General features: G+C 72.9%; 13 protein-coding genes and 1 pseudogene. 6 read left to right on the top strand and 8 right to left on the bottom strand.

Translation table 11 applies throughout. The features are described from left to right. The 4 genes and pseudogenes from AOK00_RS25085 to AOK00_RS25070 form a co-directional block, all read right to left on the bottom strand. Nucleotides 1-909, bottom strand: a pseudogene (locus AOK00_RS25085) (hypothetical protein); the annotation flags it as partial. 498 nt (nucleotides 910-1,407) lie between these two features. After that, complete coding sequence (locus AOK00_RS25080; RefSeq protein ID WP_055602535.1) at nucleotides 1,408-2,085, bottom strand: nucleotidyltransferase domain-containing protein; 678 nt, start codon at nucleotides 2,083-2,085, stop codon at nucleotides 1,408-1,410. A 32-nt stretch (nucleotides 2,086-2,117) separates the two neighbouring features. Further along, complete coding sequence (locus AOK00_RS25075) at nucleotides 2,118-2,648, bottom strand: Rieske (2Fe-2S) protein (protein WP_055602534.1); 531 nt, start codon at nucleotides 2,646-2,648, stop codon at nucleotides 2,118-2,120. 44 nt (nucleotides 2,649-2,692) lie between these two features. Continuing rightward, entirely contained in the window at nucleotides 2,693-3,031 is a 339-nt protein-coding gene (locus AOK00_RS25070) for a DUF952 domain-containing protein (RefSeq protein WP_055602533.1), read from the bottom strand. A gap of 237 nt (nucleotides 3,032-3,268) precedes the next feature. On the opposite strand from AOK00_RS25070, the gene aroH reads away from it, so the two are divergent. The 5 genes from aroH to der all read left to right on the top strand — a co-directional run bounded on the left by aroH (nucleotide 3,269) and on the right by der (nucleotide 7,732). Then, nucleotides 3,269-3,631, top strand: a complete 363-nt coding sequence (aroH, locus tag AOK00_RS25065) for a chorismate mutase (RefSeq protein ID WP_030315684.1) — start codon at nucleotides 3,269-3,271, stop codon at nucleotides 3,629-3,631. After that, on the top strand, nucleotides 3,628-4,716 hold the full coding sequence (locus AOK00_RS25060) for a prephenate dehydrogenase (RefSeq protein ID WP_055602532.1): 1,089 nt from the start codon (nucleotides 3,628-3,630) through the stop codon (nucleotides 4,714-4,716). Before aroH ends, AOK00_RS25060 begins: the two co-directional genes overlap by 4 nt. 181 nt (nucleotides 4,717-4,897) lie before the next feature. Further along, nucleotides 4,898-5,572 (top strand): (d)CMP kinase, encoded by a 675-nt coding sequence (cmk, locus tag AOK00_RS25055; protein ID WP_055602531.1) that lies wholly within the window; start codon nucleotides 4,898-4,900, stop codon nucleotides 5,570-5,572. Continuing rightward, a complete protein-coding gene (locus AOK00_RS25050; protein WP_107097466.1) occupies nucleotides 5,569-6,213 on the top strand; it encodes a lysophospholipid acyltransferase family protein in 645 nt (214 codons plus the stop codon). Before cmk ends, AOK00_RS25050 begins: the two co-directional genes overlap by 4 nt. 70 nt (nucleotides 6,214-6,283) lie before the next feature. Then, nucleotides 6,284-7,732, top strand: coding sequence for a ribosome biogenesis GTPase Der (der, locus tag AOK00_RS25045; protein ID WP_055602530.1), 1,449 nt, complete (start codon nucleotides 6,284-6,286; stop codon nucleotides 7,730-7,732). Between the two features lie 49 nt (nucleotides 7,733-7,781). On the opposite strand, the gene AOK00_RS25040 is transcribed toward der, so the two are convergent. Both AOK00_RS25040 and AOK00_RS25035 read right to left on the bottom strand, forming a co-directional pair. Beyond that, nucleotides 7,782-8,066: a hypothetical protein gene (locus tag AOK00_RS25040; RefSeq protein ID WP_367870055.1), complete on the bottom strand. Its 285-nt coding sequence runs from the start codon at nucleotides 8,064-8,066 to the stop codon at nucleotides 7,782-7,784. A 215-nt stretch (nucleotides 8,067-8,281) separates the two neighbouring features. Continuing rightward, complete coding sequence (locus AOK00_RS25035) at nucleotides 8,282-9,064, bottom strand: hypothetical protein (RefSeq protein WP_055602529.1); 783 nt, start codon at nucleotides 9,062-9,064, stop codon at nucleotides 8,282-8,284. Nucleotides 9,065-9,312: 248 nt separating this feature from the next. On the opposite strand from AOK00_RS25035, the gene AOK00_RS25030 reads away from it, so the two are divergent. Beyond that, nucleotides 9,313-9,915 (top strand): transglycosylase family protein, encoded by a 603-nt coding sequence (locus AOK00_RS25030; protein ID WP_055602528.1) that lies wholly within the window; start codon nucleotides 9,313-9,315, stop codon nucleotides 9,913-9,915. A gap of 15 nt (nucleotides 9,916-9,930) precedes the next feature. On the opposite strand, the gene AOK00_RS25025 is transcribed toward AOK00_RS25030, so the two are convergent. Together AOK00_RS25025 and AOK00_RS25020 are read right to left on the bottom strand one after the other, a co-directional pair. Further along, nucleotides 9,931-10,575: an ATP-binding cassette domain-containing protein gene (locus tag AOK00_RS25025; RefSeq protein ID WP_055602527.1), complete on the bottom strand. Its 645-nt coding sequence runs from the start codon at nucleotides 10,573-10,575 to the stop codon at nucleotides 9,931-9,933. Further along, nucleotides 10,572-11,241: ABC transporter ATP-binding protein (locus tag AOK00_RS25020; RefSeq protein WP_159041840.1), on the bottom strand; the 670-nt coding region annotated here is incomplete at its 5' end. The genes AOK00_RS25025 and AOK00_RS25020, both read right to left, overlap by 4 nt.

The raw sequence follows: 11,241 nt of genomic DNA, 5'->3' as shown, positions 1-11,241 counted from the left end.
GGCGCCGGTCAGCTTCTCGACCGTCTCACCGGAGTCCGCCGCCGGGTGCCAGCCCTTGCCGGCCTCGTAGACCAGCTCCGTCGACTTGCCGCCGAGGTTGAGGACGGCGTTGTCGTTGAACCAGCACAGGTCGCCCACCTTGGTGGTGTTCGTCCCGCCGGTCTTGTCGTCGTTGCACGCCTTGTAGCGGCGCTCGATGAAGCCGGGCTGCCAGTTCCAGCCGTCGCCGATCCAGGACGCCTGGGAGTTGGAGGCCGCGGTGAGGCCGTCGACGCTCTGTGAGTCGTACTGCAGGGCGACGCTCGGCTTCAGTTCGCTCGGAACCCCGGGTACGTCGATGGGGTAGGACCAGGAGAAGGAGCCGGTGGAACCCCCGGCGCTCCACGAGCCCGACGGCTGGAGCGAGGTGGCCTTGAAGTCACCGGTGGGGCCTGCCGTGCTCGCCGTGGCGGCCAGGACGGTGGCGGAGGCCGCCGTCATCGCGCTCACTCCGGCCGGTCCGCCGGACTTGGCCGCGAGAGGGCCGGAAGGCTGCCGCACCTCGGCGGACAGAGTGCCGGACCGCAGGTCGTTGCGGGTTTTCAGCGGCTTCTGGACACGGCACTGCGCGGCATCCGGAGTGGTCAGCGCGCAGGCCGGCAGCTCCACGAGCCGCAGGCGGGCGGCGTAGTCGCCACCGTACGCGTGGCGGAACGCGTTGTAGTCGACCTCGACCTCCACGGGGCCGCTGACCGGTCCGCCGTCGGTGCCGCCCAGCGACATCAGCAGGCCGTCGACGCCCGCTTTGCTCGTGGCGTTCCGGTCGGCGACCGACACCCGCATGGTCTGCGGGGCGTCGTCCCGTCCCAGCCGGAGGGGCCGCGCTCCGTCCGTGCGGGCGGCGGTCGCGGCCCGGGGGCGAAGGCTCACCGGCAGCCCGCCGACCCGGCCGCCCCCGTTATTCAGGGAAATCTGGGCAGATCCGGCAGAGGGCCAGCGGGCCTCTCTTCTCCGGTCCGCCGGGGAGAATCTCGCCGCGTCGGGCTTTTTGGTGCCGCCTATTTTCGCCGCGGAGACCGCGACTGCGGGCGGCTGCCGCAGTTCCGGAAGCCGAGGCCCCCCTTTTTGCTCGGCGGCTGTGGCTGCGCCGGGCAGCGTTCCGGCCAGGATCGCGGCGGCCAAGGCCACCGGCAATCCGCGTGTATGAAGACGTTTCACGTCCCGCCCCCTGTATGACGAAAGAATCGACGGGGCGCAGATTAACATTTCATGATCATGTGGAACTCGGGAAATATTGATCTGTCATGTCGTGCGGGCGGACGTGTCCGGGATGTCAAATTTCTTCGATTTGCCCATGCGGTGAATTCCGCCAGGTTGGCCGACGGTTTTCTTTTCGGCGGCGTCGGCCACCGTTTCCCGCGAGCGCGTTCAGACAGTTGCCCGGCGGGCGCGGACCAGGAAGTCCTCCACACGTGCGGTGTCCGGGCCGGGCGGCAGCGGGGAGACGTCGAGGGCACGGTCGGCCTCCTCCTGGAGGCGGTTCATCCAGGACTCGACCTCGGCCCAGGTCACCTCGCCGCGCTTGACCGCGAGGAGGCGTTCGCGCTCCTCGCCGACGTCGATCCGCAGCTCGCCCGAGCGCAGCAGGTCCCGGCAGCTGGACAGCAGCCGCAGCAGGTGCATGGCGTGCTTCCAGCGCGGGTGGCCGTACTGGCGTACGTCCGCGTCGAGCTTGCGGCGCTGCCCGCCCGCGTAACGGACGAAGGTCTGATGGGCCTGCCGGGAGAGGAAGGCGTCACGCAGCGAGAGCAGTTCGCGGCCGAGGTCGTCGACGTACTCGACCACGGGGGAGTGGAGACATTCCAGGACGTTCGGGTTGTTGCGCAGGGCCAGCTCGCAGAAGCGTTCCAGCTCCCAGCTGAACTGCTCCTCGCCCGGTCCCTCGACATGCGCGGGGGGCTTGTCGAAGTGCCAGAACAACGGCGTCGGGGCGAGGTACACGCCCCGGACGTCCGTATCGCTGCCCTCGGTCGCGAGACCGAAGGCGCGTGAGCCCATCACACAGGAGTAGATCGTGTGGTCGCGCACCAGCTCGTCCGGAGTCATGCCGGTCAGGCTACGGCAGGGCTGTGACAGGGCTATGTCAGGGTGATCGAGTCCCCCGAGACGGTGATCCGCTCGGCCGGCAGCGGGCGGGGAGCCGGTCCCGCCACCACCGCGGCGTCGGTGATACGGAACTTGGAGCCGTGACAGGGACAGTCGATGGTGCCGTCCGCGACCTTGTTCACCAGGCAGCCCTGGTGGGTGCAGACCGCGGAGAACGCCTTGAACTCACCCGCCGTGGGCTGGGTGACGACCACCTTCTCCGCCTTGAAGACCGTGCCGCCGCCGACCGGGATGTCGGCGGTCCTGGCCAGGGCCTTGCCGCCCGGAGCGCTGGGGGAGCCGCTCGTCTCGGCGGGCGCGGTCGGGGAGGCCGGCGCACTCGTGCCGGGAGTGGCGGGAGCGCTCGTGCCCGCGGTGTCGCCCGGGGTGGCCGGTGCGCTGGTGGTCGTACCGCCGTCGCCTCCGTCGTCCGAGCCGCAGCCCGCCGTCAGGGCCGCGGCGGCGACCAGCACGGTACGGCGGCTCGTGGCGAGTGAGGTCAGGTTCGTGACGCGTGAAGTCATACGGCCACCTTGGCGCCGCCGAGCAGAAGGGTCCCGCAACACGCCTACACCCGGGGGGTCAGCTCCCTCGCACGGCCGTCCGTGTCACGCCGTACCTCCAGGACCGAGGTCACCGCGTCCCGCTCGATCGGCCCGTAGACATGAGGGAAGAGCGTCCCTCCCGAGCCGCCCTCCCGGCGCACCTCCCCGGTCAGCCGCTCCTCGTCGATCACCAGCACCAGGAGCGGGCCCGGCACGTCCCGGTAGCGGGTGTCGGCGATCGCGAGGGCCGCGGCCTCGTCCGGCGAGCAGTGGACGAAGCCCTCGGCGGCGAGGGACGCCGGGGCGTACGGGGCATCGGGGGCGGCGGACCAGTCGGCCAGCGGTACGACGTGCAGCAACATGTCGACAGTTCTACCCCGCGGGTCCTTCGGGCGAGGCCTGTACCCCGAGTGGCGGAGCACCCCGGTTCGGGTGACATCGGGCGGGTCCCGGACCGATCTGGCCGGACTCCCGGCCTCCCGGGGCTCCGGAGGCTCTCGCGACCGCCCGCCCTCCGTCTCGGAGGGCGGGCGCCCCGGCACGCCCTTCGGCCCCTGACTAGGCTGAACGGAGCACTGACGCAGGCGAAGGAGCACGACGTGGCGGTACGAGCGGTCCGAGGAGCCGTCCAGCTGGAGCGGGACGAGGCCGGACACATGAGCGAGCAGGTCGAAGAGCTGCTCACCGCCGTCCTCGAGCGCAACGGACTCGACGCCGACGACCTCATCAGCATCTGGTTCACGGCCACCCCCGACCTCCACAGCGACTTCCCCGCCGCCGCGGCCCGCCGCATCGGCATCGTCGACGTCCCCCTGATCTGCGCGCAGGAACTCGACATCGAGGGCGCGATGCCCAGGGTCGTGCGGCTCCTCGCCCACGTCGAGACCGAACTCCCCAAGTCCCGGATCGCGCACGTCTACCTCGGCGCCGCGGCCGCTCTGCGCAAGGACATCGCCCAGTGAGAACAGCGCTCGTCATCGGCACCGGACTGATCGGCACCTCCGCCGCGATCGCCCTCGCGGGCCGGGGCGTCGCCGTCCATCTGCGCGACCACGACCCGGCGCGCGCCAGCACGGCCGCCGCGCTCGGCGCCGGCACCGACGAGGCGCCCGAGGGGCCCGTCGACCTCGTCATCGTCGCCGTACCCCCGGCGCACGTGGCCGCCACCCTCGCCGAGGCCATGACCGCCGGGCTCGGGCGCGGCTACCTCGACGTGGCGAGCGTCAAGGGCGGCCCCAAGCGCGAGCTGGAGGCCCTGGGTCTCGACCTCACCGCGTACATCGGTACGCACCCCATGTCCGGCAAGGAGCGCTCGGGCCCGCTCGCCGCGACCGCCGACCTCTTCGAGGGACGCCCCTGGGTGCTCACCCCGACCCGGGACACCGACACCGAGGTCCTCAACCTCGCCCTGGAGCTCGTCGCGCTGTGCCGGGCCGTCCCCGTCGTGATGGACGCCGACGCCCACGACCGCGCGGTCGCCCTGGTCTCCCACACCCCGCAGCTGGTGTCGTCGATGGTCGCCGCGCGCCTTGAGGAGGCCGACGAGTCGGCCGTACGCCTCTGCGGGCAGGGCATCCGCGACGTCACCCGGATCGCGGCCTCGGACCCGCGCATGTGGGTCGAGATCCTCTCCGCGAACCCGGGCCCCGTGGCCGACGTCCTCTCCGGCGTCGCCGCCGACCTCGACGAGACCGTCCGCGCGCTGCGCTCCCTGCAGTCCGCCGACGAGGACAAGCGCCGGGACGGCGCCTCGGGCGTCGAGGACGTGCTGCGCCGCGGCAACGCCGGCCGCTCCCGCGTCCCCGGCAAGCACGGCGCCGCGCCCACGGCGTACGAGACGGTCGCCGTCCTCATCAGCGACCAGCCGGGCGAGCTGGCCCGGATCTTCGCCGACGCGGGCCGGGCGGGGGTCAACATCGAGGACGTCCGCATCGAGCACGCGACGGGGCAGCAGGCGGGTCTGGTCCAGCTCATGGTGGAACCCTCGGCGGCACCGGGGCTGGGGGCGGCGCTGCAGGAACGCGGCTGGGCTCTTCGAACAAGCTGACGCGCCCCGGCCCCGGCAGCGGGGCCGCTCCCGTCGGGCACCGCGGGACGCGGGCGCCCGGCGGGACGGGCGGGGCCCCTGCAGAGGTGGGGCCGGGCGGGTGCCGGGGACTCGGTAACCTTGTGGAGGTCCCCCGCATCCTGCCGGGCCCGCCACTCACCCCCAGGAAGGTGTTCCCACCGTGGAATCCGTGATCGTCGCCATCGACGGGCCCTCCGGCACGGGCAAGTCCAGCACCTCGAAGGCGGTCGCCGCCAAGCTGGGTCTGAGCTACCTCGACACCGGCGCCCAGTACCGGGCGATCACCTGGTGGATGATCAGCAACGGTGTGGACGTCCACGACGCCGAGGCCGTCGCCAACGCCGCGGCCAAGCCGGTCATCGTCTCCGGCACCGACCCGGCGCGGCCCACCATCACCGTCGACGGCGCCGACGCCGCGGGCCCCATCCGGACCGAAGAGGTCACCTCCAAGGTCAGCGCCGTCAGCGCCGTCCCCGAGGTACGGAGCCTGATCACGGAGCTCCAGCGGTCCATCGCCCGCAGCGCCGAGCACGGCATCGTCGTCGAGGGCCGGGACATCGGCACCACCGTCCTGCCCGACGCCGATCTCAAGATCTTCCTCACCGCCTCGCCCGAGGCCCGTGCAGCCCGCCGTTCCGGCGAGCTCAAGGGCGTCGACGTACAGGCGACGAAGGAGGCCCTGGTCAAGCGGGACGCGGCCGACTCCAGCCGCAAGACCTCGCCGCTCGCCAAGGCCGACGACGCCGTCGAGGTCGACACCACCGAGCTCACGCTCGACCAGGTCATCGAGTGCGTCGTCACCCTGGTGGACGAGAAGAGGACGGCCGCCAAGTGACCGTGCCCTCCGAGAAGGGCGCCGCCGTCGGCCGACGCATCGGCATCGGTCTGATGTACGGCTTCTGGAAGCCGCGCGTCCTCGGCGCCTGGAAGGTGCCGGCCACCGGCCCCGCCATCCTCGCCGTCAACCACGCGCACAACATCGACGGCCCCATGCTCATGGGCACCGCACCTCGCCCCGTGCACTTCCTCATCAAGAAGGAGGCGTTCGTCGGCCCGCTCGGCAGCTTCCTGGAGGGCATCGGGCAGCTCAAGGTGGACCGCGACAGCACCGACCGCACAGCGATAGGCAACGCCCTCGGCGTCCTGGAGCAGGGCGGCGTCCTCGGGATCTTCCCCGAGGGCACCAGGGGCGACGGCGACTTCGCCTCGCTCCGCTCGGGCCTGGCGTACTTCGCCGTCCGCAGCGGCGCCCCGATCGTCCCGGTGGCCGTCCTGGGAAGCACCGAGCGCCGCGGACGGTTGGTCAAGGCACTGCCTCCGCTGCGCGGCCGCGTCGACGTCGTCTTCGGTGACGCCTTCGACGCGGGCGACGGCTCCGCCCGGCGCACGCGCAAGGCGCTCGACGAGGCCACCGTACGGATCCAGGGGAAGCTCACCGACCACCTGGAAAACGCCAGGCGCCTCACCGGGCGCTGAGCGAGACTTTCAGTAGTGGGCCCCGCGGCCCGGGGACCCACCGACCACGAATGATCAAGGAACGGACTTCATGAACGACCAGCACGACCACGGGGCACTTGGCGACGCCGAGTACGCGGAGTTCATGGAGCTCGCCTCCGAAGAAGGCTTCGACGTCGAAGAGGTCGAGGGCGCGATCGAGGAGGCGGGTCACGGCCCCCTCCCCGTCCTCGCCGTCGTCGGCCGTCCGAACGTCGGCAAGTCGACCCTGGTGAACCGCATCATCGGCCGCCGTGAGGCCGTCGTGGAGGACAAGCCGGGCGTCACCCGCGATCGCGTCACGTACGAGGCCGAATGGGCCGGGCGCCGCTTCAAGGTCGTCGACACCGGCGGCTGGGAGCAGGACGTCCTCGGCATCGACGCCTCCGTCGCCGCCCAGGCCGAGTTCGCCATCGAGGCGGCCGACGCCTGCCTCTTCGTCGTGGACGCCACCGTCGGCGCCACCGACACCGACGAGGCCGTCGTCAAGCTGCTGCGCCGCGCCGGCAAGCCGGTCGTCCTCGCCGCCAACAAGGTCGACGGACAGTCCGGCGAGGCCGACGCGGCCATGCTGTGGTCCCTGGGCCTCGGCGAGCCGTTCCCCGTCTCCTCGCTGCACGGCCGCGGCACCGGCGACCTCCTCGACGAGGTCCTGAAGAAGCTGCCTGAGGCCCCCGAGCAGCGCTTCGGCAACGCCGTCGGCGGCCCGCGCCGCATCGCCCTCATCGGCCGCCCGAACGTCGGCAAGTCCTCGCTGCTCAACAAGGTGGCGAACGAGGACCGCGTGGTCGTCAACGAGCTGGCCGGCACCACCCGCGACCCGGTCGACGAGCTGATCGAGCTCGGCGGCGTGACGTGGAAGTTCGTCGACACCGCGGGTATCCGCAAGAAGGTCCACCTCCAGGAGGGCGCGGACTACTACGCCTCCCTGCGGACGGCCGCCGCCGTCGAGAAGGCCGAGGTGGCCGTCATCCTCATCGACACCACCGACAACATCTCGGTCCAGGACCAGCGCATCATCACGATGGCGGTCGAGTCGGGCCGCGCCATCGTCATCGCCTACAACAAGTGGGACGAGCTCGACGAGGAGCGCCGCTACTACCTCGAGCGCGAGATCGAGACCGAGATGCAGCAGGTCTCCTGGGCACCCCGCGTCAACGTCTCCGCCAAGACCGGCCGCCACATGGAGAAGCTGGTCCCGGCCATCGAGACCGCCCTCGCCGGCTGGGAGACCCGTGTCCCCACCGGCCGGCTCAACGCCTTCCTCGGTGAGATCGTCGCGGCCCACCCGCACCCGATCCGCGGCGGAAAGCAGCCCCGCATCCTCTTCGGCACGCAGGCGGGCACCAAGCCGCCCCGCTTCGTGCTCTTCGCCTCCGGCTTCCTGGAGGCCGGCTACCGCCGCTTCATCGAGCGCCGCCTCCGCGAGGAGTTCGGCTTCGAGGGCACCCCGATCCACATCTCGGTGCGGGTGCGCGAGAAGCGCGGCCGCAAGAAGTAGTCCGTCCCCGCCGTTCCCCCCGTGTGCCGTGTGCCCTGGACGACAGGGCCTAGAGGCCCCTGCGGGGCCCCGGTGGCAGGGCCGCCTGGGTGTGGGTGTGCGTCGGCGGGTACGGGGTCGACCACGCCGCCGGATACGACGACCCGTACCGGCTGCCCTGCCCGTGTCCGTACACGCCCGTGCTCACCGCCGTACCGAACGCCCGGAACGTCAGCTCCTCCTCCCCGCTGCGGTCACCCGGCAGCGTGCGGAACGACCTGCGGTACTCCGAGTACAGGGCGTCGTAGATCGGCGTGGGCGAGGCCCCCGCCGGGTCGTCCTGCGCAGGGCGCATCGAAGGGATCTGACTCGGATACGGCTGGAGGAAGGGGTCGTATGCGTGCACGTAGGTGCCAACGACCCCGCCGCCCGTCGGATGCGGGCGGCTCTCCGAAAGGAGCGCACGGCGGGGACGCGGCACGGTCGGGGCCGCCGGACCGGCGGCCCCCGTCGGCCCCGTCGGTACGCCGGAGACCCGCGCCCACCCTATGCCCGGCCGGCCGCCGTCCATCAGGTCCCGGCCAGCGGCATCGCGGCGGCGACCAGACGCCCGTTCGCCGCGGCCTTCTCCAGCGCGTCGCGCAGCAGGTCCTCGCGCGGCTGCTGGCCGATCGAGCCGACCGGGGCGGCGAAGACCAGCACCGTGTGCGACTTGTTGGCCGCCGCACGCCAGCCGTCGGTGACCTGGAGCGGCTGGTGCGCCTGCCACCAGGCGGCCTGCCCGGCGCCGCCGGGGCCCGGCTGGAGGACGGAGTGCAGCTGGCCCATGGCGACCAGGACCGACCAGCCCGGCAGCGCCGCCGGCTTCTCGTCGAGGTTCATGACCTGGTGGAAGCCCTGGTCGGCCAGGAGCGGCAGGAACTCGTCGGTGAGGCCGTCCGAACCCGGACGGGCCACCGGCGCGGTCGGCTCCACGACGAGCGCCGGGTGCAGCTCGCCCTGGATCAGGACGAGACCGCTGGTGACGCCGAGCACGGCCTGCTCGGGGTGTGCGGCGGACAGCGCGTCGGCGGTGTCCGAGGCGGTGATGGAGGCGACGGCGCCCTGGAGCTGCTCCTCGGCGACCCGGACGACCTGCGACGGAATGCAGCTGGCGTGGGCGAACGCGAGGACCGCGGTCTCGTCGCCGACGAACAGCACCGTGCTGGTGCGCTCCTGCTCGGAGTCCCCCGGCGTGCGGCAGGAGGTGCAGTCGTAGCTGCCCGGGGCGTTGTCGCCGGCGAGCAGCCGGTCCGCTTCTTCGTCGCCGATCTCGGCGCGTACGTCCTCGCTGACGTCGAGCATGCGCGGCACGGGGGGCTCCCTGGACTCGGTACGGGGGGACGCCGGGCCGTTCCCGGTCGTCTCATGCCGAGTTCAACGGGTCAGGCTCGGCCGGGGTCACGCGCGGAAGCGAGGCAACTTGCCACCGGCTCGCGCGGAAGCGGGTCGGCGGGGCTCCGGGGAGGCCCGGAACGCGGGTGACTCCGACCGGGTGGGGTGTGAACGGTGTTCCGCGCGGCACGGGCCGGGGGCGGCGGGACGCTGCCTAGCCTGCCCCGATGTCGAAGATCCGATTTTGGACGGCGGGTTCGCTCGTGGCGGCGTCCGTCGCCGCGCTGCTGACCCTGGCCCCGGCACCCGCCCTGGCCCGGGACGTGCCGGCCGGGCCCCGGACCACCTCCGCCGTGCTCCGGGACGTGGCCGACTCGCTTCGGGCGGCCGCCGCCTTGCCCGCCCACCCCTGCGCCAAGGACCAGTGGCCGTGGGGCTGTGTCGCCGAGTGCGAGAGCAGCGGGGACTGGCACATCAACACCGGGAACGGCTTCTACGGCGGGCTCCAGTTCTGGCACCCGACCTGGGTCGAGCACGGCGGACTGCGGTACGCGCCCCGCGCCGACCTGGCGACCCGCCCCCAGCAGATCGCCGTCGCGGAGGAGGTGCTCCGCACCCAGGGCTGGGCGGCCTGGCCCGTCTGCTCCAAGCGGTACGGGCTGAGCGGGCGCGCGCACGTCGTCCAGCCCGGCGACACCCTCAGCTCCATCGCCCGTCGCTTCGGGATCAAGGGCGGCTGGAAGGCGCTGTACGCGGCGAACCGCAGCCTCATCGGACCCGATCCGAACCGGGTCGTCATCGGGACGATGCTGCGGATCGGCCCGCTGTGACCGGTCTCGGGGCCGTCACCCGAGCTCGGCCCGCTCCCCGCTGAACGCGAGGGAGCCGCGCGCCAGCTCGTGCACGAGGGTCCCGGGCGGCAGCCCGTCCGGGACCCGCCGCTCCGCCAGGACCACGGCGGCGCCGCCCTCCACGGCGAGTGCGGCCAGCCCTCGGTACGTACGGGCGGCGACCGGCGGGGCCAGGCCGAGCGACGGCTCGTCGACCAGCACCACGCGCGCGTCACGGGGGAGAAGGGCCCGGGAGAGCGCCAGCATGCGGCGCTCGCCGCCGGAGAGGGTCCCGGCGGTGCGGTCCAGCAGGGGGACGAGCTCGGGGAACGGGGGCCGGGTCCCGGGACTCGTGAGCGCGAGGTTCTCGGCGACGGTGAGGCCCGCGTACACCGCCTGCAGGTCCGGTACGAAACACAGCCCGCGGCGCGCCCGCTCGTGCGCCGGGAGACGGGTCACGTCGGCGCCCCGCCACAGGACCCGACCGGCGGAGAGCCGTACCGTGCCGGCGAGGGCGCGCAGCGCCGTCGTACGCCCCGAGCCGTTACGGCCCAGGAGGACGGTGACCGTGCCGGCGGGGACGGGCAGGTCGAGGCCGTGCAGGGCCTCCAGGGGGCCGTAGCGGACCCGGGCGGCGCGCAGGGCCATCTCGACGCTCATGACACGATCCGGCCGCCTTCCATGGTGTGCACGGTGTGGGCGATGTCCGCGACGAGATCCGGGTCGTGTTCGACGATCAGGACGGTCAGGCCGTCCGCGGCCAGCGCGGCGAGGACCCGGGCGAGGGCGGCCGTCTCGGCGGCGTCGAGACCGGCGGCGGGCTCGTCGAGGAGCAGGGTGTGCGGCTGCCCCGCGAGGGCGCGGGCCAGTTCGACCCGGCGCAGCGTTCCGGTGGGCAGGTCCGCCGCCGTGGCGTGGCGTACGGATCCGGCGAGGCCGAGGAGACGCAGGCTCCGCTCGACCGCGGCGGGGTCCTTTCGGACGTGGCCCCGCTCCTCGCCGAGGCGGACGTTCTCCTCGACGGTGAGGGACGGGAAGACGGCGAGGCGCTGGAAGGTCCGGGCGATGCCGAGGCGGGTGCGGGCATGGGCCGAGCGGTGGGTGATGTCGGTGCCGTCGAGGGTGATCCGGCCCTCGCGGGGGCGGAGGGTGCCGGCGAGGCAGTCGAAGAGGGTGCTCTTGCCGGCGCCGTTGGGGCCGACGAGGGCGGTGACGCGGGAGGGGGCGAGGTCGAGGGTGACGTGGTCGAGGGCGGTGACCCCTCCGGGGCGGGTGAGGGTGAGGTTGTGGGCGCGGAGATGGGGGACGGGCGCGGGTGCGCGGGCG

Origin of the sequence: Streptomyces aureus, from assembly GCF_001418135.1 — a bacterium.
Lineage (GTDB): Bacteria > Actinomycetota > Actinomycetes > Streptomycetales > Streptomycetaceae > Streptomyces > Streptomyces aureus_A.
Note: the sequence above shows the minus strand (reverse complement) of the source record. Positions and strands in the feature narration are given on the sequence as shown.

What these genes read in the sequence shown, in the direction of transcription:
- AOK00_RS25080 (WP_055602535.1), bottom strand. Translation starts at nt 2,085, where the DNA reads ATGACTCCGGACGAGCTGGTGCGCGACCACACGATCTACTCCTGTGTG.
- AOK00_RS25075 (WP_055602534.1), bottom strand. Translation starts at nt 2,648, where the DNA reads ATGACTTCACGCGTCACGAACCTGACCTCACTCGCCACGAGCCGCCGT.
- AOK00_RS25070 (WP_055602533.1), bottom strand. Translation starts at nt 3,031, where the DNA reads ATGTTGCTGCACGTCGTACCGCTGGCCGACTGGTCCGCCGCCCCCGAT.
- der (WP_055602530.1), top strand. Translation starts at nt 6,284, where the DNA reads ATGAACGACCAGCACGACCACGGGGCACTTGGCGACGCCGAGTACGCG.
- AOK00_RS25040 (WP_367870055.1), bottom strand. Translation starts at nt 8,066, where the DNA reads ATGCGCCCTGCGCAGGACGACCCGGCGGGGGCCTCGCCCACGCCGATC.
- AOK00_RS25030 (WP_055602528.1), top strand. Translation starts at nt 9,313, where the DNA reads ATGTCGAAGATCCGATTTTGGACGGCGGGTTCGCTCGTGGCGGCGTCC.
- AOK00_RS25025 (WP_055602527.1), bottom strand. Translation starts at nt 10,575, where the DNA reads ATGAGCGTCGAGATGGCCCTGCGCGCCGCCCGGGTCCGCTACGGCCCC.